Source organism: Streptomyces durmitorensis (genome assembly GCF_023498005.1).
Taxonomy (GTDB): Bacteria; Actinomycetota; Actinomycetes; order Streptomycetales; family Streptomycetaceae; genus Streptomyces; species Streptomyces durmitorensis.
This window is the reverse complement of the sequence record NZ_CP097289.1, coordinates 5,968,267-5,988,152: the sequence shown is the minus strand read 5'-3', so window position 1 is coordinate 5,988,152 and position 19,886 is coordinate 5,968,267. Positions and strand designations below refer to the sequence as shown.

General features: G+C 70.5%; 18 protein-coding genes and 2 tRNA genes. 15 read left to right on the top strand and 5 right to left on the bottom strand.

Going from position 1 to position 19,886, the window contains the following annotated elements:
• Positions 1–15 precede the first annotated feature (15 nt).
• The 5 genes from M4V62_RS26820 to M4V62_RS26800 all read left to right on the top strand — a co-directional run bounded on the left by M4V62_RS26820 (position 16) and on the right by M4V62_RS26800 (position 4,352).
• Entirely contained in the window at positions 16–1,611 is a 1,596-nt protein-coding gene (locus M4V62_RS26820) for a hypothetical protein (RefSeq protein ID WP_249589768.1), read from the top strand.
• Positions 1,608–2,972 (top strand): AAA domain-containing protein, encoded by a 1,365-nt coding sequence (locus tag M4V62_RS26815; RefSeq protein ID WP_249589767.1) that lies wholly within the window; start codon positions 1,608–1,610, stop codon positions 2,970–2,972. The genes M4V62_RS26820 and M4V62_RS26815 overlap by 4 nt, the downstream gene beginning before the upstream one ends.
• Positions 2,973–3,093: 121 nt before the next feature.
• Positions 3,094–3,459 carry a hypothetical protein gene (locus tag M4V62_RS26810; protein ID WP_249589766.1) on the top strand — a complete coding sequence of 122 codons (366 nt, stop codon included), beginning with the start codon at positions 3,094–3,096 and terminating at the stop codon, positions 3,457–3,459.
• A 196-nt stretch (positions 3,460–3,655) separates the two neighbouring features.
• Entirely contained in the window at positions 3,656–4,288 is a 633-nt protein-coding gene (locus tag M4V62_RS26805; RefSeq protein ID WP_249589765.1) for a bifunctional DNA primase/polymerase, read from the top strand.
• Positions 4,279–4,352, top strand: a tRNA-Lys gene (locus M4V62_RS26800). Before M4V62_RS26805 ends, M4V62_RS26800 begins: the two co-directional genes overlap by 10 nt.
• Before the next feature lie 105 nt (positions 4,353–4,457).
• On the opposite strand, the gene M4V62_RS26795 is transcribed toward M4V62_RS26800, so the two are convergent.
• Complete coding sequence (locus M4V62_RS26795; protein WP_249589764.1) at positions 4,458–5,738, bottom strand: M6 family metalloprotease domain-containing protein; 1,281 nt, start codon at positions 5,736–5,738, stop codon at positions 4,458–4,460.
• A gap of 327 nt (positions 5,739–6,065) precedes the next feature.
• Here M4V62_RS26795 and M4V62_RS26790 point away from each other — a divergent pair, with 327 nt between their 5' ends.
• Complete coding sequence (locus M4V62_RS26790; RefSeq protein ID WP_249589763.1) at positions 6,066–7,877, top strand: putative bifunctional diguanylate cyclase/phosphodiesterase; 1,812 nt, start codon at positions 6,066–6,068, stop codon at positions 7,875–7,877.
• 3 nt (positions 7,878–7,880) lie between these two features.
• Here M4V62_RS26790 and M4V62_RS26785 read toward each other — a convergent pair whose 3' ends face one another.
• From M4V62_RS26785 to M4V62_RS26775, 3 genes are all read right to left on the bottom strand, one after another.
• Positions 7,881–8,978 (bottom strand): LLM class flavin-dependent oxidoreductase, encoded by a 1,098-nt coding sequence (locus tag M4V62_RS26785; RefSeq protein WP_249589762.1) that lies wholly within the window; start codon positions 8,976–8,978, stop codon positions 7,881–7,883.
• Between the two features lie 737 nt (positions 8,979–9,715).
• Positions 9,716–10,450: a maleate cis-trans isomerase family protein gene (locus M4V62_RS26780; protein WP_249589761.1), complete on the bottom strand. Its 735-nt coding sequence runs from the start codon at positions 10,448–10,450 to the stop codon at positions 9,716–9,718.
• Between the two features lie 12 nt (positions 10,451–10,462).
• Positions 10,463–11,299 carry a maleate cis-trans isomerase family protein gene (locus tag M4V62_RS26775; RefSeq protein ID WP_249589760.1) on the bottom strand — a complete coding sequence of 279 codons (837 nt, stop codon included), beginning with the start codon at positions 11,297–11,299 and terminating at the stop codon, positions 10,463–10,465.
• 343 nt (positions 11,300–11,642) lie between these two features.
• On the opposite strand from M4V62_RS26775, the gene M4V62_RS26770 reads away from it, so the two are divergent.
• Together M4V62_RS26770 and M4V62_RS26765 are read left to right on the top strand one after the other, a co-directional pair.
• The gene (locus M4V62_RS26770) at positions 11,643–12,599 is read left to right on the top strand and encodes a D-2-hydroxyacid dehydrogenase (RefSeq protein ID WP_249589759.1); all 957 of its coding nucleotides are present in this window, start codon (positions 11,643–11,645) and stop codon (positions 12,597–12,599) included.
• 65 nt (positions 12,600–12,664) lie between these two features.
• Positions 12,665–14,068, top strand: coding sequence for an amidase (locus tag M4V62_RS26765; protein WP_249589758.1), 1,404 nt, complete (start codon positions 12,665–12,667; stop codon positions 14,066–14,068).
• A 41-nt stretch (positions 14,069–14,109) separates the two neighbouring features.
• Here M4V62_RS26765 and M4V62_RS26760 read toward each other — a convergent pair whose 3' ends face one another.
• Positions 14,110–14,610, bottom strand: coding sequence for a DUF3830 family protein (locus M4V62_RS26760; protein ID WP_249589757.1), 501 nt, complete (start codon positions 14,608–14,610; stop codon positions 14,110–14,112).
• Between the two features lie 97 nt (positions 14,611–14,707).
• Between M4V62_RS26760 and ehuB the strand changes: the two genes are divergently transcribed.
• From ehuB to M4V62_RS26725, 7 genes are all read left to right on the top strand, one after another.
• Entirely contained in the window at positions 14,708–15,658 is a 951-nt protein-coding gene (gene ehuB / locus M4V62_RS26755) for an ectoine/hydroxyectoine ABC transporter substrate-binding protein EhuB (protein ID WP_425574993.1), read from the top strand.
• Positions 15,655–16,401 (top strand): ectoine/hydroxyectoine ABC transporter permease subunit EhuC, encoded by a 747-nt coding sequence (ehuC, locus tag M4V62_RS26750; protein WP_249589755.1) that lies wholly within the window; start codon positions 15,655–15,657, stop codon positions 16,399–16,401. The genes ehuB and ehuC overlap by 4 nt, the downstream gene beginning before the upstream one ends.
• Before the next feature lie 44 nt (positions 16,402–16,445).
• Complete coding sequence (gene ehuD / locus M4V62_RS26745; RefSeq protein ID WP_249593012.1) at positions 16,446–17,063, top strand: ectoine/hydroxyectoine ABC transporter permease subunit EhuD; 618 nt, start codon at positions 16,446–16,448, stop codon at positions 17,061–17,063.
• A complete protein-coding gene (gene ehuA / locus M4V62_RS26740) occupies positions 17,053–17,865 on the top strand; it encodes an ectoine/hydroxyectoine ABC transporter ATP-binding protein EhuA (RefSeq protein WP_249589754.1) in 813 nt (270 codons plus the stop codon). Before ehuD ends, ehuA begins: the two co-directional genes overlap by 11 nt.
• 187 nt (positions 17,866–18,052) lie before the next feature.
• A complete protein-coding gene (locus tag M4V62_RS26735) occupies positions 18,053–18,811 on the top strand; it encodes an IclR family transcriptional regulator (protein ID WP_249589753.1) in 759 nt (252 codons plus the stop codon).
• Between the two features lie 50 nt (positions 18,812–18,861).
• Positions 18,862–18,935, top strand: a tRNA-Lys gene (locus M4V62_RS26730).
• A 223-nt stretch (positions 18,936–19,158) separates the two neighbouring features.
• A complete protein-coding gene (locus M4V62_RS26725) occupies positions 19,159–19,833 on the top strand; it encodes a DedA family protein (RefSeq protein ID WP_249589752.1) in 675 nt (224 codons plus the stop codon).
• The last annotated feature ends 53 nt before the right edge of the window (positions 19,834–19,886 follow it).

Genomic DNA, 19,886 nt, shown 5'->3' with positions numbered 1-19,886 from the left:
GGGGAGGACGACCCAATGTCACTGATCGACAACCTCGCCCGCCTGGAGGCGGTAGCCACCGGCCGCGCCCAGCCGAGAGCAACGACCCGGCACCGCCACCTCTCCCAGCGGCCCCTCGTCCTCGTCCCCCTCACCACCGCCGGTGAGGCAGGCGCGCCGCTCGGTGCCCTCGTCGGGACCGAGCGGACCTCGCCCCGCGTCCTCTTCGTCCCCCAGCCCCGCGACCGCGACCTCCGCTTCACCTTCCTCGCCCAACTCGCGGACACCGTCCTGGAGTACGTCGACTCGTACACGCAAGACGTCGAGGCGGCGGAGCGCAACGAGACCGACCCGGAGACCGGGAAGCGCGTCAAGGTGGAGGTCGAACTCTGCTCGGACGCCCCGCAGTTGATCGTCCCGAGCAGCGCCGGCATCGACTTCGTACGGCTCATCGGACGCTCCACCCGCTTCCGCCGCACGGCCGAGCAGGACCCGGAGACGCCGTATCCCGCCCCGCCCCGCGTCCCCCTCCTCGGCCGCTGGCTGACCCACTTCGGGGAGCGGGCCCGCGTCCCCGGATCCTCCCTCCTCGTCGCCATGACCGAGCTGCTCTCCCGGCACTGGGCCACCGGCCAGAGCAGCCTGGAGGACCAGCACCTGGGCGCGCTGCTCGCCTGGATCGAGGCCCCGGAAGGCACCTCCGGAGCCGACGCCGCGCTCCACGCCGAGCTGGCGCGGGACAAGGACGGCCAACTGCTCTGCCCGCCCGCAGGCCCCGCCACCGACCCGGCGTTCGACAACCGCCTCCTCGCCCCGGCCATCGAGCGCTACGACCGCGCGCGCGGCACCCTCGCCACCGCCGAGGACGGCATCCAGGCGGACGCCCGCCTCGCCGAACTGGCCGCGGCCGAGCGGGAGATCCGCTCCCTGATCGAGAGCAGGACCCGCCCCACCTGGGACGCGGTGTGGCGCGGCCTCGACGCGCTGTGCACGCTCCCCGAGGCCCCGCACGCCGCCGACCGCTGGACCCGGGACCGCTGGTCGTTCACCGGCCACCGGGACCGCGTGACGGCGGGCGAACCCCCGCAGCCCCGCCTCGACGACGCGGTGACGGCAGCGAACAAGCTCGCCACGCGCGAGCGCGAGCAGGCCCGGCTGGAGGCCCAGGAGGCGCTCGACGACCCCCTGGTGATGGCCGGGCGCCGGCTCGCGGGCGAGGCCTTCGCCGGCGAGGTGACCGAGGTGGTCATGGCGTACAGCGAGGGCAAGAGCCCGCGGCCGCGCCCCCTGGTCACGGTCCGCACGGACGACCACCCGCACCTGGCCGAGCGCGCGAAGGTCTACCGCTCACTCCAAGGCAAGCCGCAGACAGCCGAGTTCGTGACGTACGAGGGCGAAGGCAGCGGCGCTTCCGTCGTCCTGCGCATCACCGACAAGATGGGCCGCGGCAAGGAGCCGGAGCCCGGCTCCCTGCCGGAGAAGGGCGACCGGATCTGCTGGACGCTCTTCGAGCACGAGCAGCGCGGCGGCCCCAAACTGCCCGAACCCGAGGCGACTCCCTGGACCCACGGCGGCCCGCCGGGCGAGGCAGCCGAGCGCCCTGACCCCGTGACGCCGGAGGACACCCTGTGAGTCCGACCGCCCCCTTCGACCGCGCCTCCTTCGACCCCGGCGCGGCGGCAGACCGCGCCACGGACGCGATCCTGCACGACACGCTGCACGGCGCGCACCGCGGCGTCGTCGTCGACTCGCCGCCCGGCGCGGGCAAGTCGACCCTGGTCGTCCGCGCGGCCCGCGAACTGGCCGCCGCGGGGCGCCCGTTGATGGTGATCGCGCAGACGAACGCGCAGGTCGACGACCTGGTCCTGCGCCTCGCCGAGAAGGACCCCGAGCTGCCGGTGGGGCGTCTGCACAGCAGCGACCCGGACGCGTACGACAAGGCCCTGGACGACCTGCCCTTCGTCCGTACGTCCACGAAGGCGGCCGACCTCGCCGGGCTCGACGTCGTCGTGTCGACCGCGGCGAAGTGGGCGCACGTCGAGGCCTCCAAGCTCGACGCGCCCTGGCAGCACGCCATCGTGGACGAGGCGTATCAAATGCGCTCGGACGCGCTGCTCGCGGTGGCCGGGCTCTTCGAGCGGGCCCTGTTCGTGGGCGACCCCGGCCAGCTCGACCCGTTCTCGATCGTGGGCGCCGAGCAGTGGGCCGGTCTCGCGTACGACCCTTCGGCGAGCGCGGTGACGACGCTGCTCGCGCACAACCCCGAACTGCCGCAGCACCGCCTGCCGGTGTCCTGGCGGCTCCCGGCGTCGGCGGCACCGCTGGTCTCGGCCGCGTTCTATCCGTACACGCCCTTCCGCAGCGGCACGGACCACGGCGACCGGAAGCTCAACTTCGGTGTTCCTTCGGACGGTTCGGGTCCCGACCGGGTGATCGACGAGGCGGCGGAGTCGGGCTGGGGCCTGCTGGAACTGCCCGCGCGGAACACGCCACGGACCGACCCCGAGGCCGTACGCGCGGTGGCGCAGGTCGTCCGGCGGCTCCTGGACCGCGGCGGCGCGGCCACCTCGGAGCGCGGTCCTGATCCCACGCCCCTGACGGCCGATCGCATCGCCGTCGGCACCGCCCACCGCGACCAGGCGGCGGCGGTGCGGGCGATCCTCGCGGACATGGGCGTCAGGGACGTCACGGTGGACACCGCGAACCGTCTCCAGGGCCGCGAGTTCGACGTGACGGTGGTCCTGCACCCGCTCTCCGGCCGCCCGGACGCCACCGCGTTCCACCTGGAGACGGGGCGCCTGTGCGTGCTGGCGTCCCGCCACCGCCACGCCTGCATCGTGATCTGCCGCGCGGGCGTCAGCGAGCTGCTCGACGACCATCCGTCGACGGAACCGGTCCAACTGGGCGTCACGGTGAAGTTCCCGGATGGCTGGGAAGCGAACCACGCGGTGCTTGCCCGCCTCGCGGAGCACCGCGTGGCATGGCGGCCCTAGGCCGGGCGCGGGCACACGGAAATCCAGGAACCCCCACAGCCCAAGGCCCACGGCCCCCTTGCGGAGCAAGGGAGAATGGAAGACGGCCCCACGGCCGGAAACCGTACGAGGAGGAAGAACCATGGCGGAGCCCGAGCGGCCCCGGACCGAGCAGCGTCTGCGACCCGCGCCCCTGCTCTTCGAGCCCGCGGAAGCAGTCGCCGACCCGGAGCACTTCTTCGACCTGGAGTCGATGGAGGACCCTCGGGAGCTCCTGGCCCGCGCCACCGAGCTGACCCACGCCTTCCGTGCCGCGACGGACCGGGCGGTCGAGTTCCAGGCCATCGCGGCCGCCCAGCTGGCCGACCCCCGGCGCTTCGACCGGCTGACGCCCGCGGCGATCGCCGAGCGCGCGCAGTGGACCGAGGACTACGCGAAGAAGATGGTCGAGTTCGGCCGGGATCTGCTGCGCGGGGCCGGTGCGGGCGGCGGCGGTCCGGAGGCCTGAGATCTGAGGCCTGAGATCTGAGGCCTCAAGCCTGAGACCCGAGGTCCGAGGGGCATCGGGGGCAAGGCTTTTCCCGCCCCGCAAAAGATCACGGGGCATATGCCGCGAGGGCAAGGTACTCCCTCCCACCCCCTGTTGTCCCCATTTCTGGCAACTCTCAGAAATGGAACCTTCACTACCGGTAGATGTAGTTGCCATGAGCAGCACGCGTCTCCACCCGCATCCCGCCCTCGCCGACGTCCAGGACATCTCCGACGTCACCACCGAGGGAGCCGCCTGGCTCGCCTCTGCGGAAACGTATCCGCGCAGCGCCCTCGCCCACTGGCGCAGTCGGCCCAGCGCCCCGGCCGTACTCCCCTGCGGCTCCGTGTTCGACGTGGTGAGCGTCCCTGCTGTCTTCGGCCGGCGGATGCTCGACCGGTTATGGGACGAGGGCCCCGGCTCGGGCCCCGTCGCGGCGCACCGCGGCCGCATGCTGCTCTTCACCGCCCCCGGAACCGCCCAGCGGCTTCCCTCGCTCCTCGAATGGGAGGAGTGGGGCAGTGCCGTGCCGAGCGTGCTCTGCCACGGCACGGGGGACGCCGTGACCGTGCCGCCGATCACCCCGGAACACCGGGACACCCCGCAGCCCAGCCGCCTCGAAGGGCACCTCGAATCGCGCTGGCTGGTCGCCCCCGACGCCCGGCATCCGTGGCTTCCGGGACCCGAGGTGGCGCTCTGGGCCTGCGTCCGCGCGGCCCGTGCGGCGGCGGGCTCCGCGGTCCGTATATCGATTTTTCCTGGCGGCGATCAGAGTGCTAAGGTCTACGACGTCAGCAGGCGCCGCTAGCTCAGTTGGTTAGAGCAGCTGACTCTTAATCAGCGGGTCCGGGGTTCGAGTCCCTGGCGGCGCACAGACAGAAAGAAGCCCCTCGCGGAAGCGAGGGGCTTCTTTCATGTCCGGCACCACCCCGCACCGTGCGCCACCGCACGATGCGCCACCGCACAGGGCGCCGCGCTCACCCCACCGACACCTTCACCGTCCACGCCCCGGTCGCCGTACGCCCCTCCACCTCGATGCGTACATCGTCGTCCGGCACCGTGAAGCTCTCCCCCGCCCCCACCGGCGCGTCCGCGAGCGCCGGATACACCGATTCGCCCCAGCACGCCTCCGAGTCCGGGTGGGCGTCGATGACCTCCACCGGGCCGCCGCCGGACGGCGCCTCGTTGCGTACGCGATAGGCGAGCACCCCCTCGCTGCAGGTCGCGTGGTCGTTGCCCGCCGCGCTGCGCGCCTCGATGGCGATGGCGCTGCCGCGGCCCGTGCGGACGACCGCCAGCTTGGTGCCGCCGACGCCCCCGCGCGCGGGCCGCACCGCCAGCGGCTCCAGGGTCAGCCGCCGGGCCTCGCCCTCCACACACACCACCTGCCGCTCGTCCAGCCAGCCGAGCTTCCACTTGTGCCAGCCGAAGAGGTCGGGAGAGAGCCCGAACTGGCTGCCCATGACGTCCCAGTCGCCGACGTGCGTGTCCCAGTCGCCCTTGCCCTCCGTCGGCCGGTGGTAGAGGTCGGGCAGGTCGAAGACGTGGCCGGTCTCGTGGGCGAGGACGTTGCGGTCCGGCGGATGGCGCTCGAAGACCGTGACGATGCGCTTGATGTCCGCTCCGTCGGCCCGCATCGGCCGGTCGAAGTTGACGACCTTCGTCGCGTCCGAGTCGACGCCGGGCGCGTCGGGGTCGGCGACGAAGTAGACGACGTCGTACCGCGAGAAGTCGACGTGCGGATCGGCCGCGGCCACCGCGTCCCGCAGATAGGCGCTGCGCCGGGCCGGGTTCCAGTCGCGCTGTATGGCGTACGAGGTGGAGTAGTCCGGCATCTCGACCCACTTGCGCTGCGGGTGCGGGCGCAGCGCGAACTTGCCGTAGGAGGCGCGGTCGAAGAACTGGCTGGTGGCGGGGAAGTAGTCGGCCGCCAGCTCCTCGGGGGCGCTCCGGGGCGGGGAGTCGGGGAAGGAGAGGAAGACCATCACCGCGTCGAGGGTCCGCTCCGGGCGCGGGTAGGCGCCGTTCCAGGTGTCCAGGCCCTCCGAGTGATGCGCCGGTGTGCGCTGGAGCGCGCAGGGCACCCCTGAGCTCTGGGCGATCGCGGGGCCCGCGACGAGCCCCGTGGCGGCGAGTGCGGTCAGGGACGTGAGGGCGGCGGCCGCGCTGCGCAACCGGGGTCTCTCCCCTCCACGGGTGAGTCCCCAGGGGGGTAGCTGACGCGGCACGTCGACCTCCGGGTGCGGATTACGGGGCATCCCACCCACCCTGTGTTGATTTATTCAAATATGCCCTGTTCGCCTGACCCAGCCGGGTGACGGGCGGCTCCCCGAGCGCTCACGGAACGTCACAAGTGGTCGCCGGGGAGGTTGAGGGGCAAAGGAAGCGGTACTGGCATGAGCAGAAACGATCTGCCGTCGGCCGGCTGCCAAACCCATGCCGGGCATGCACTTGTCCTATGCCGGAAACGGCCGCCACGCGACACCGCGCTGTGGCTGGATGCGCCGTCGGGCCAGCCCCTATGATCGGCACACTTTCCTGCGCGGGCCCGGCCTCGCCGAACAACTGCACTGCGGGAGCAAGTGGTGAACGGAACGTCTGAAGGCCAAGCGCCCACAGCGGTCACAGCACCCGACCTCGCCAGGGCGCCCACTACGGAGCGTCGCAATCCGGGGCAGCTGCCCGATCACCGGGCCGCTTTCGCCGCCGCCCCCCTCGCCCTCGGCGTCGTGGACGGCGAAGGCCTCGTCGTCGACGCCAACGACGCGCTCGCCGAGCTGCTCGGCGCGGCGCCCGACGAGCTGACGGGGCGCCTCGCCTCCGATCTGGTGGACCTGGCGTCGGACGCCCGCACCTGGCACGCGTACCGCGAGGTGCTGCGCGGGCGCCAGGCGAAGCTGCGCTGCACCCGGCGCCTGAAACACCCCGACGGGCACTCCCTGTGGGTGCAGATCACCGTCTCGCCGATGCCCGGCGCCCACGACCGCACGGTGCTGCTCGCCGCCACCGACATCAGCGCGCGCCGCGAGCTCCAGGCCCGGCTCCGGCACCTGCAGATGCACGACCCGGTGACGCGGCTCCCCAACCGCAGCCTGTTCTTCGAACGCCTTGCCGCCGCGCTCGAAGCGGGTGCGTACGACGACACGGGCACCGGCCGGATCGGCCTCTGCTACCTGGACCTCGACGGATTCAAGGCGGTCAACGACACCCTGGGCCACCGGGTCGGCGACCGGCTGCTGACCGCCGTGGCGGAGCGGCTCACGCGGTGCGCCGACGAGGCCGGTCACGGCAGGGCGGCCGCGCCGCTGGTCGCGCGGCTCGGCGGCGACGAGTTCGCACTGCTCGTGGAGGACTCGACGGGCACGGACCAGCTGGCCGACCTCGCCGACGCGGCGCTCAAGGCGCTGCAGGAGCCCTTCGACCTCTCCGGCCAGCGGCTCGCCGTCTCGGCGTCGATCGGCGTCGTGGAACGACGCGCGGCCGGGACCACCACGACCTGCCTCATGCAGGCCGCCGACACGACGCTCTACTGGGCGAAGTCGGACGGCAAGGCCCGCTGGACGCTCTTCGACCCCGAGCGCAACGCCCACCGCATGACCCGTCAGTCGCTGTCGAGTTCTCTGCGTCCGGCCGTCGAACGCGGTGAATTCGTCCTGGACTACCAGCCGTTGGTGCGCCTTGAGGACGGCGGCGTGCGCGGGGTCGAGGCGCTGGTGCGGTGGCAGCATCCGCACTTCGGCCTGCTGACGCCGAATCGGTTCATCGGACTGGCGGAGGAGGACGGTTCGATCGTGCAGCTCGGCCGCTGGGTGCTGCGGACGGCGTGCCGCCAGGCCCGGCAGTGGCAGCTGGAGAACCCCGGGCGGCCGCCGGTCTTCGTGAGCGTCAACGTCGCGGTGCGCCAGGTCTGGGACTCGGACCTGGTGGCCGACGTCGCGGACATCCTCGCCGAGACCGAACTCGCCCCCGAACTGCTCCAGTTGGAGCTCACGGAGTCGGCGGTGATGGGCTCGGCGGGCCGCCCGCTCCAAGCGCTCCAGTCGCTCAGCGACATGGGGGTGCGGATCGCCATCGACGACTTCGGCACGGGCTACTCGAACCTGGCGTACCTGAGCAGGCTGCCGGTCTCCGTCCTGAAGCTGGACGGATCCTTCGTCCGCGGCTTCCAGTACGACGCGGAGGCGGGCGAGGCGCACATCAACCCCGCCGACGAGGTCATCGTCGAGGCCCTGGTGCAACTCGCCCACCGGCTCGGCCTGACCGTCACCGCGGAGTGCGTGGAGACCACGTCCCAGGCCGCGCGGCTGCGGCGGATCGGGTGCGACACCGGGCAGGGGTGGCTGTACTCCCGCCCGGTGACGCCGGATCGCATCTCCGCGCTGCTCGCGGCCGGTTGACGGCTACGCGCGCGGCAATCCGTAAGCGTCGGCGATCAACTCATAGGACCTCAGGCGCACTTCACCGCTGTGCGCGTTGGCCGTGATCATCAGCTCGTCGGCGCCGGTGCGCTTGGCGAGGTCGTCGAGGCCGGTGCGGACCTGGTCGGCGGTGCCGTAAATGACGTTGGAGTTCCAGCTGTTGACGAACTCCCGCTCCATGTCACTGAATTCGTACGCCTCGGCCTCTTCGGGAGTCGGGACGAGCCCGGGCTTCCCGGTGCGCAGCCGGACCATGTTCAGGGCGGCGGCAAGAACCTGCCGCCGGGCTTCCTTCTCGTCTTCGGTCGCCAGGGCCGACACGCCGATGAGGGCGTACGGGGCGTCGAGGACGGCGGAGGGCTTGAACGACTCGCGGTAGAGGTCGAGCGCCGGGATCGTGTTCTGCGCGGAGAAGTGGTGCGCGAAGGCGAAGGGCAGACCGAGGACTCCGGCGAGGCGGGCGCTGAACCCGGAGGAGCCGAGCAGCCACAGGGGCGGGCGGTGCGGGGACTGGACGCCGCCGGGTGAGGTGGCCTGGACCGGGCCGGGGACGGCGTGGATACGGCTGTACGGGTGCCCGTCGGGAAAGTCGTCGTCCAGGAATCGCGTCAGCTCGGCGAGCTGCTGGGGGAAGTCGTCGGCGCCTTCGTTGAGGCGGTCCGTCCTGCGCAGGGCGGCGGCGGTGGCGCCGTCGGTGCCCGGGGCGCGCCCGAGTCCCAGATCGACACGGCCGGGGGCCATCGCTTCCAAGGTCCCGAACTGCTCCGCAATGACGAGAGGAGCATGGTTCGGCAGCATGACGCCGCCGGAGCCGAGCCGGATGCGGTCGGTGTGGGCGGCGAGGTGGGCGAGGATGACCGCGGGTGAGGAGGAGGCCACTCCCGGCATGGAGTGGTGCTCGGCCACCCAGTAGCGGTGGTATCCGCGTCCTTCGGCCAGCTTGGCGATGTCCACGCTCTTCTTCAGGGCGTCGGTGGCGGTGCGCCCCGCGCCCACGGTCACCAGGTCCAGTACGGAGAGCGGGACCGGCGCGCTGCCGTGCCGCTCGCCGCGGATGTCGTCGCTCGGGTCCACTGTCACGGGGGCCTGCCTCCTGCTGCGCGGTGCTTGTGCGGTTTCTTGCTCCGCAGGGCCAACAGGAGGGGGGCTCCGCTTTATTCCCCGGCAGCGCCGGACCCTTGCCCCGCGGGCCCCGCTGGACGAACAGACCTCTCCCACCCACCCGCCCGTTCACCCCGCATCCACCCCTGCCCGAACAAGCCTTTCCCACCCACCCGCCCGATTGCCCCGGGGTGTCCTGCCTGGCAGGGGGTGGGCGGGATCGGAGTAGATACGGGGTGGGCGGGGGCACGTACAACAGCGGAAGTGGGAGGGGTGGGGTGGGGGGGCAGTTGCGACCTGGGTATCCCAGTCAAGAGCGGCCCGCCCGCACGCACCCGCAGTCGGCCACGCTCGTGAGGGGACGTGCCGGTATGTCTGCCCGGAGCACGGTTCGCAGGACTCCCGTGCCGAAGTAGCTACGCGGCCACCGGACGATAGCGAGGACGGACATACCGGCGCGGCCCCGCCCCCAAGGCCAAGTGGCGCCGCAGCACGAATGCACCTGCTGTCGGCAGCGCTCGCGAGGGGACATGCTGGTATGTCCGCCCGGAGCACGGTTCCCCGCACTCCCCCCGCCGCAGCAGCCCCACGGCCACCGGACGATAGCGAGGACGGACATACCGGCACGGCCCCGCCCCACAGACGAACCAGCCCCGCAGCCCGCACGCACCCACAGACGGAGCAGCACCGCACCCGCACGCCGCCCCCACCCGCGCCTACCGGACCTGTACCACCGGCTCCTTCGTGAACAGTGCGCCCAGTGAGGGGGCGTTCACTCGGCGGGCTGCCAGGCGCAGGCCCTCCCAGACCGTTACCTGGTTCGCTGTCAGGATCGGCTTGCCCAGGTCGCGCTCCAGGTCCTGGACGTACGCCGCCGTGTGCAGGGCCGTGTCGGGGAGCAGGATCGCCTCCGCGTCGGGGTGGTCGCCCGCGTGGGCCATGGCCCTGACCTCCTCCCAGCCCCACGTACCCACCTCCGCCGCCGTGATGATGCCGCTCCCCTGCGTCGACACGACCTCCGTGCCGGACGCCTTGAGGAACGAGGCGAAGAGGGCGGCGACGTCCTCCGGGTACGTCGCCGCGACAGCGACCCGCCCCGCGCCCACCTCACGTACCGCGTGAGCGAACGCGAAGGACGTACTGGACGCCGGCAGGCCCGCCGTCCGGGCCAGGGTGCGGACCTGGTCGTGCGCGCCCTCCCAGCCGAAGACGAAGCTCGCGCTGGTGCAGGCCCACACCACCGCCTCCGCCCCGGCCAGGCGCAACTCCTCGACCCCGGCGGCGAGCCGATCCGCCGATCCCATCTCCAGGAGCGCGTCGACCCGGTGCGCGTCCTCGCCGATGTCGGTGTGGACGACCTGCAGCCGGACGTCACTCCCCAGCATCTGCTCCATGCGGGGGTAGTCGTCCTCAGCCGAGTGACCCGGATAGAGGAAACCAAGTGCGGTCACTTCCAGCCTCCTTCAAGGCAGCGGTGGTGGTCCTTCGGGCAGGCCCTGGGGCGGATCGAGCGGTACCACACCGGGCAGCTCGCCCGGCCCGGCGACCGGACCCGCGCCCGGCCTGGCACTCGGATTGATCAGCGCCTGGTAGGGCCCTACGGCATGGGTACCCAGACGGCGCAGGGCGGACCACATCGTCACCTGGTTCGCGGAGATCACCGGAATCCGCAGCTCGGCCTCCAGCTGCGGAATGACGTCGTACGTCGCGAGGTTGGTGCAGCTGATGAAGAGCGCGTCGGCCCCGCCGAGCACCGCCCGCCGCGCCATGTCCGCCACGTCCTTGTACGGCACCTTCCAGATGTGCCGCGTCAGGCCCAGATAGGCGCGACCGGTGACGGACACACCGGATTCGGCCAGATACTCCTCGAGTGATTGCGTCACCGACCAGGTGTAGGGCGTGACGAGCGCGATGCGCCGCGCGCCCAGATCGTCGAGCGCCTCGAGCAGCGCGCCCGACGTGGTGACGGCGGAGACCGCGCCTTCGCGGCGCATGGCCTCGCACATCGCGCGCTCGCCCGCGATGCCGCCGACGAAGCTGCCCGACGTACAGGCGTACGCCAGAACTTCCGGCTCGGCGGCGCTCAGCGCGCGCACCGCCTCGGCCAGCGTTTCGTGCTCGCTGACGAGTCGTGCCAGGTCAAGGCTTACCTCGACGGGCACGTACGGAGTGCGTGTCAGATGGAGGGAGACCTCGTCCGGCACCCAGCGCCAGAGCTCTCGGTCGAGGGCGAAGTCGAAAGGGGCGACGACACCTACACCGCGTTGAGGGTGTGGTCCGCCGAGGAAAGAGACGTCCATGAGCAGGCCCCAAGTTCGTGCGTGCGTGCAATGGAGGGACCGGCCGGGGGCCGGGAGATGCGTAGCCGGCGACGCGCCGGGACGTCGGGATGGGGCAGAAGGCGCCAAGAAAGCGCTACAGAGAGTGCTACGGCCTCGTACGGAGCGTACTCAGTCGTGGGGTGCTTGTGATAGAGCACCTCTGTTGACGAAGGTAGTTTCAGGTGCGAGCGTGGTCAATCCGCGCATCTCAGACGGCTCTGGCCGACACAAATCTCAGGGAAGCGGACTCTCATTGCGAAACGGTTTCTCCTCGATGTCCGAATCAATGTCTGATCCCACGCCTGATCGGATGTCTGATCCGATGCCCGATACAACCGTTCTGGTCCTCGACGCCCCGTCCCCCGCCCCGCCGCCCCGCCTCGGCAGCCTCACGGGCCGCGCCCGGATCCTGCACGCGGACGCGGACACCCTGGCGGCCCAACTCCCCCAGGCCGATGTGCTCCTGGTGTGGGACTTCCTCTCGGACGCGGTGCGCCTGGCGTGGCCCGGCGAGGGGCGAAGGCCCCGCTGGGTGCACACCGCGAGCGCGGGCGTCGACCGCCTCATGTGCCCCGAGCTGGCCGCCTCCGACACGCTGGTCACGAACGCCCGCGGCGTCTTCGACCAGCCCATCGCCGAGTACGTGGCCGCCCTCGTCCTCGCCATGGCCAAGGACCTGCCGCGCACCCTGGAGTTCCAGGGCGAGCGCACCTGGCAGCACCGCGAGACCCAGCGGGTCGCCCGCACGCGCGCGTGTGTCGTGGGTTCGGGGCCGATCGGGCACGCCATCGTGCGCATGCTGAAGGGGCTCGGGATCATCACCGCCCTGGTGGGGCGCAGCGCCCGCCAAGGCGTCCACGGTCCCGACGAACTCGACCGGCTCATGGCCCGCGCCGACTGGGTGGTGTGCGCGGCGCCGCTCACTGACGACACGCGCGGCATGTTCGACGAGCGGCGCTTCGGGATGATGCAGCCGTCCGCGCGCTTCATCAACATCGGGCGCGGCGCGCTCGTCGTGGAGGACGATCTCGCGGCCGCCCTGTCGAAGCGGTGGATCGCGGGCGCGGCGCTCGACGTCTTCGAGCACGAGCCGCTGCCCGCGGACAGCCCGCTGTGGACGGCGCCGGGGCTGATCGTGTCCCCGCACATGAGCGGCGACACCGTCGGCTGGCGCGATGAACTGGGCACACAGTTCGTCGAGTTGTACGAGGAGTGGGCGGCCGGGCGGCCTCTTTCCAACGTGGTCGACAAGAAACGTGGGTATGTACCCGGGAATTGATCTACCCGGGCAGCGCTGATCACTCCCCGAGTCAGAGCGTCACTTCCCTCCCCTGAGGAGCGTGCATGACCGAGCTCACGGATCTCACCGCGGTACAACTCGTCGACGCCTATCGCAAGGGCGAATTCAGTCCGGTCGACGCGACACGGGCGGCCCTGCGCAGGGCCGAGGAAGTGCAGCCCGCGGTGAACGCCTTCGTGCGCATCGATGCCGAGGAGGCCCTCGCGCAGGCCGAGTCGAGCGCCGAGCGGTGGCGGAGCGGTGAGCCGCGAGGGCTCCTCGAAGGTGTCCCCGTCTCGGTCAAGGACATCCTGCTGCAGCGCGGCGGGCCGACGCTGCGGGGATCGAGGACCGTGCGTACGGAGGGGAGTTGGGAGGAGGACGCGCCGTCGGTGGCGCGCCTTCGCGAGCACGGCGCGGTGTTCATCGGCAAGACGACGACGCCCGAGTTCGGCTGGAAGGGCGTCACGGACAGCCCGCAGAGCGGCATCACGCGCAATCCGTACGACCCTTCGCGTACAGCGGGCGGCTCCAGCGGCGGCAGCGCGGCCGCCGTGGCGCTCGGCGCGGCGCCGGTGTCGCTCGGCACGGACGGCGGCGGCTCGGTGCGGATCCCGGGCTCCTTCTGCGGGATCTTCGCGCTGAAGCCGACGTACGGACGGGTGCCGATCTACCCCGCGTCCGCGTTCGGCACGCTGGCGCACGTCGGCCCGATGACACGGGACGCGGCGGACGCGGCGCTCCTGATGGACGTCATCAGCGGCCCCGACTGGCGCGACTGGTCACAGCTCGGTCCGGTGGCGGGCAGCTTCCGCGCGGGTATCGAAGGCGGCGTACGCGGTCTGCGCATCGCCTACTCACCCTCGCTCGGCGGTCAGGTCGCGGTGCGGCCCGCGGTCGCCGCCGCGGTGCGGCAGGCGGTGGAGTCCCTTGCCGCGCAGGGTGCGTACGTGGAGGAGACCGACCCGGACTTCACGGATCCGGTGGAGGCGTTCCACACGCTGTGGTTCAGCGGCGCGGCCCGGGTGATCGAGCATCTGCCGCCCGACCGGCGGGAGTTGCTCGACCCGGGGCTGCGGGAGATCTGTGCGCAGGGCGCCCGGTCAAGCGCGCTCGACTACCTTGCCGCAGTTGACGTACGCATGGAGCTCGGCCGTCGCATGGGCCGCTTCCACCAGACGTACGACCTCCTGGTCACACCGACGTTGCCGATCACCGCGTTCGAGGCTGGAGCGGAGGTACCGAAAGGTTCCGGCCATCGCCGGTGGACGGGGTGGACGCCGTTCACGTACCCCTTCAACATGACGCAGCAGCCGGCCGCGACCGTCCCCTGCGGGGTGGACCGGGAGGGGCTGCCCATCGGCGTGCAGATCGTGGCGGCGCGACACGCCGACGCGCTCGTCCTGCGGGCCGCGCACGCGCTGTACGAAGCGGGCGGCGCGAGGATCGCGCCGCCCGCCACTGACTGAACCCGCGGGAACCCGCGGGCGGGACCTGCGGACCTGCGGACCTACGCTCTGCGGAAATTCAGCGTCTCGCCCTGCGCGCCCGCGCGCCACAGGTCGTTGCAGGCCTCGGCCATCTGGTCGAGGCCTTCGACCACCTGGCCCCAGACGATGCCGGGAACCCAGCCGACGTCTCCGTTGAGCAGCAGGTTGTTGCGCTCGTAGAAGAGGGCGAGGTCCACGACCGTGGCGCCCGCCTTGACGTCCGCGGCCGGTTCGTAGCCGTAGGCCTGCGTGCCCAGCTGTGTCCCGTTGAAGGAGAAATAGCAGAGGTCGCCGGGAATGGGGGTGACTGTCGGATTCTCCAGGGGCGGCTCGCGGTCCGCGAAAGCCGGAAAGAGGGCGTAGATCTCATTGCGGGCGTACTTCGCGTGATAGACGTCCTCGCTGAGCGGAAGCGCCTCCCACACCGCCGCGCAGGTCAACGGGGCCCGGTCGTCGAGCAGCTTTGCCGTGCACTGAACTCCCCGCTTGGCGAGGGAGACTTCGATGAATCGGTCTGCCATGTGTCCCATGCTCCTCCCTGGGTCAAGACCACAACGATTGCATCAGGGGCTGAAATTGGCCCGCATATCTTGCGTCGAGTCGGGTAGCCGCGCGCCCATGGCTCCACCACTTTGGAACGACCCAGAGAGCAATGAGACTGAGAGCGCCCGTGCCCACGGCACGGGACCGAGTGCGGTGCCCCGGAATTCGGGGGTCCGCCGACGATCACTCCTGTTCGGCGCGGCCGCGGTAGGTGCGGTGGGCGCGCTCGGCGCCGCGGGCTGCAGCAAGGTCCCCACGGGGGACACGCTGGCGCGCCTGAAGTCGCAGGGGACCGTACGGCTCGGGATCGCGGGAGAGGCGCCGTACGGGTACATCGACGAGGACGGGGCGTTCACCGGCGAGGCGGTGAAGCTCGCCAAAACGATCTTCGAGCGCCTGGGTGTCCCCAAGGTGCAGCCGGTGGCGACCGAGTTCGGCTCGCTCATCCCTGGCCTGAACACGCAGCAGTTCGATGTGGTCTCGGCCGGGATGTACATCAACAAGGACCGCTGTCAGCAGGTCATCTTCTCCGACCCCGAATACCAGATGCTGGACTCCTTCATCGTCCGCAAGGGCAACCCGAAGAAGCTCTTCAACTACCAGGACGCCTTCAAGGCGAAGGCGAAGATGGGCACGGGACCCGCCTACGCGGAGATCGACTACGGAATCGCCGCGGGCTACAAGCGGGGGGACATCTCGATCTTCCCCGACCCGGTCGCGGGCATGAACGCCGTGGAGTCCGGTCGCATCGACTTCTTCGCGGGCACCGCCCTGACCGGCCGCGAAGTGGTCCGCAAGAGCACGAAGGCGGAGGCCACCGAGGCCTTCGCGCCCATCGTCGACGGCGAGAAGCAGATCGACGGCGGCGGCTTCACCTTCCGGCCCACCGACACGAAGCTGCGCGACGCCTTCAACGTGGAGATCCACAAGATGAAGAAGAGCGGCGAGCTCTTCCGCATCCTGAAGCCCTTCGGCTTCACCAAGGACGAGATGACCACGCTGACCGCAGAGGAGCTGTGCAAATGACAGCGGGACTGTGGGAACACTGGGTTCTGCCCGGTATCTGGATCACCATCCAGCTGACGATCTACAGCGCGGCCCTCGCGACCGCCGTCGCCTTCGGCATCGGCATGGCCCGCACCCACCGGCTGCGCACCGTGCGCTTCCTCGCCGGGTTCTACACCGAGGTCTTCCGCGGCACCTCTTCGCTGGTGCTGATGTTCTGGATCTTCTTCGTCCTGCCGCAACTGGTCGGCTGGGCGCTGGTCCCGATGTGGGCGGCCGTGCTCGCACTCGGACTCTCCTACGGTGCGTACGGCGCCGAGATCGTGCGTGGCTCGCTCAACTCGGTGACACCGGCACAGCGCGAGGCGGGGGTCGCGTTGAGCTTCAGCCCGTGGCAGCGGATGCGTCTCATCCTGCTGCCGCAGGCCATCCCGGAGATGATCCCGCCGTTCTCGAACCTGCTGGTCGAGCTCCTCAAGGGCACCGCCCTGGTCTCGCTGCTGGGCATCGGCGACGTGTCCTTCGCCGCGAACCTGGTGCGCCTCGCGACCACGGAGAGCGCCGAGATCTACACGATCACCCTGGTCATCTACTTCGTGATCGCGTTCCTGCTGACCCGCGGGATGCGTTCGCTGGAGCGTAAGACCAAGGCGGGGATCGGACAGAGCCCCGAGCCGCGAGGCGGCCTGATGGGCAAGCTCAACTTCCGCCAGCAGCTGGCGACTTCTCAGATCCCGAAGAGCTCAGGGGGCGGTGGCGCGTGAACAACGGAACTGACAAGTGGGACTGGGGTGCGGTCTCCGACTTCATGCCGCACTTCTGGGACGGCGTCCTGGTCACCCTGCAGGTCCTGGCACTCGGCTCGCTGATCTCGTTCTCGCTCGGCCTGGTGTGGGCGCTCCTGTTCCGCGCGCCGAGCCGCTTCGTGCGCTGGCCGGTCGGCATCGTCACCGAGTTCATCCGCAACACTCCGCTGCTCGTGCAGCTCTTCTTTTTCTTCTTCGTGCTGCCGGACTGGGGCATCCAGTTCTCCGCGCTGACGACCGGCACCATCGCGATCGGCCTGCACTACTCGACGTACACCGCGCAGGTCTACCGCGCGGGCATCGAGGCCGTGCCCGAGGGACAGTGGGAGGCGGCCACGGCGCTGAGCCTGCCCTACCGCCACACGTGGACCGCGGTGATCCTGCCGCAGGCCATCCGGCGCGTGATCCCCGCGCTGGGCAACTACGTCATCGCGATGCTGAAGGACACCCCGCTGCTCGCCAGCATCGGCGTCCTCGAACTGCTGCAGCGCTCCCGCCTCCAGGCGGCGGAGACCTTCCAGTACACCGAGGCCCTGACCGTCGTCGGCATCGCCTTCATCGTCATCGCCTACCCGTCCTCCCTCCTCCTCCGAGCTCTGGAGCGTCGTCTTGTCGTCTGAAAGCACCCCCAAGGAAACGACCAATCCGGCGGTGGACGGCAGCGAGCTGATCCGCTTCGACAAGGTCACCAAGAGGTTCGGCTCGAACACCGTCCTGGACGAGCTCGACTTCTCCGTGGACTCGGGCAAGCACGTCACGCTGATCGGCCCCTCCGGATCGGGCAAGACCACGATCCTGCGGCTGCTCATGACCCTGATGAAGCCCGAGGAGGGCACCATCAAGGTCGGCGGGCGTTATCTCACGCACGAGGAGAAGAACGGCAAGCTCGTGCCGGCCGGCGAGAAGTACATCCGCGAGGTCCGCAAGAACATCGGGATGGTCTTCCAGCAGTTCAACCTCTTCCCGAACATGAAGGTCCTGCGGAACATCACCGAGGCGCCGGTCCAGGTGCTCGGCCTGTCCAAGGACGAGGCCGAGGAGCGCGCCCGCGGCCTGCTCGAACTGGTCGGGCTCACCGAGCACATCGACAAGTACCCCAACCAGCTCTCCGGCGGCCAGCAGCAGCGCGTCGCCATCGCGCGCGCCCTGGCGATGCGCCCGCAGGTGCTGCTCCTGGACGAGGTCACGTCCGCGCTCGACCCCGAGCTGGTGGCGGGTGTCCTCGACGTCCTGCGGGACATCGCGCACACGACGGACATCACGATGCTCTGTGTGACCCACGAGATGAACTTCGCCCGTGACATCTCGGACCAGGTCCTGATGTTCGACTCGGGCCGGGTCATCGAGTCCGGGACCCCGGAGAAGATCTTCACCGAGCCGGAGCACGAGCGGACCCGGGAGTTCCTCAGCGCGGTCCTGTGACCGTGCACCGCAATCAGCCAGGCCATGGCCTTGGGTGGTGACACTGGCATATGCCAGGGTGGCGCGTTCCTGCTGACAGGGCCGGGGCGCGCCACCAATCTCGTCAACAGCCGCTCCATATGGGGCCCTTGGCGGCTATCGTGGGACGAGCCCAGCTGTCCGGAACCGTTCCACGCAGGGGGAAGCCGTGGCGCTGAAGCATGAGCCGACCACGCCGCAGCACTCGGTACAGAGCGCCCTGCGGGTGCTCGAAATCGTCTCCAAGCACGACACCGGCGTGACCGAAGCCGAGCTCGCCCGGCAGATCGACCTTCCCGCCCCCCAGCTGGCCGCCCTGCTGCGCATGCTGCGCCGCGAGGCCTACATCGAGCAGATCGCCGACGGCGCGTACGTCACCGGTGAATCCCTCGCCCGCCTCGGCTCGGCCCAGCGCCGCGACCAGACGCTGCGGGACAAGCTCCAGGTGACGCTCGACGGTCTTCGCGACTCGATCGGCGCGGCCGTCTACTTCAGCCGGTACGAGGACGGCGAAATCAAGATCACCGACTGCGCGGACGGCCCCCGCACCCCGAAGGTCAACGAGTGGGTGGACTTCCGCTCCTCCGCGCACGCCAGCGCGGTCGGCAAGAGCCTGCTGACCCAGCTCGACCTGAACGGCCGCAGGGACCACCTCTCCCGCCACAAGATGGCCCGCCTCACCTCGCGGACGATCACGAACGAGCGGGTCCTCCTGAGCCACCTCGCGGCCCAGCCCGCCACCGTCCCGGTCCTGGACCTCCAGGAGTACGCGGTCGGCACGGTCTGCGCCGCCGTCCCCATCACCGCGGGCTCCGCGGTCGGCTGCCTCGCGCTGTCCCTGCCGGTGGAGCACGCACACCGGCTGCGGGAAGCGGCCGAGACGCTCAATCGCGGGGCGGCGCCGGTGCTGCTGTCTCTGGCGATCTAGGGGCGGTCCTGAGCACCCTGCGGGAGCAGGTATTATTTTTGAGTCAGCAGGCGCCGCTAGCTCAGTTGGTTAGAGCAGCTGACTCTTAATCAGCGGGTCCGGGGTTCGAGTCCCTGGCGGCGCACTAGCGATTAGGTCGCTGACCTGGGGCTTCTCGGATTTCCGAGAAGCCCTTTCGCGTTTCCCGGAAACCTTCGGACGCCTTCGGAAGCCTTGGGAAACCTGCGGAAAACCCCACCCTGATCGACGGCAACCCGCATACCGCCGCCGGCCCACGGTTTCTAGCGTTGCTGATGAAGCCCGGCGGCTGTGCCACAGCCGCCGCCCCGCCAGCTTGGAGAAACCGCATGGATCTCGTGACCCTCGCCCTCCCCCAGGAACCCGCGGGCGGCATAGCGGGCTGGGCGGCCGACCTCGTGGACACCATGGGCGGCCCGGGAGCCGGTCTCGCCATCGCCCTGGAGAACCTCTTCCCGCCGCTGCCCAGCGAGGTGATCCTGCCGCTGACCGGCTTCGCCGCGGGGCAGGGCGTGATCAGCCTGGCGTCCGCGCTGTTCTGGACCACGCTCGGCTCCGTGGTCGGCGCCGCCGTCCTGTACTGGATCGGCGTGCTGTTCGGCCGTGAGCGCATGCACGCCATCTGGGCCAGGCTGCCGCTGGTCAAGGGCTCCGACCTGGAGCGCACCGAGCGGTGGTTCGCCAAGCACGGCACCAAGGCCGTCCTCCTGGGCCGCATGGTGCCGATCTTCCGCAGCCTCATCTCCGTACCGGCCGGTGTCGAGCGCATGCCGCTGCCGGTCTTCCTGTCCCTGACCACCCTCGGCAGCCTGGTCTGGAACTCGGTCCTCGTGATGGCGGGGTACTGGCTGGGCGACCAGTGGGACGCCGTGGAGACCTACGTCGGATTCCTGTCCAAGGCCGTCCTCGTCCTGGTCCTCGCCGCCGTCGCCCTCTACGTGATCAGGCGCGTCCGGTCCAGGAAGCAGTCGGGCGATCTTGCCGCCTCTGGGCGGCGTCACTAGTGTCGGCAGGCGTGAAGGGGGATCTGGCAGGTACGGACACCCATCGTCTCTTG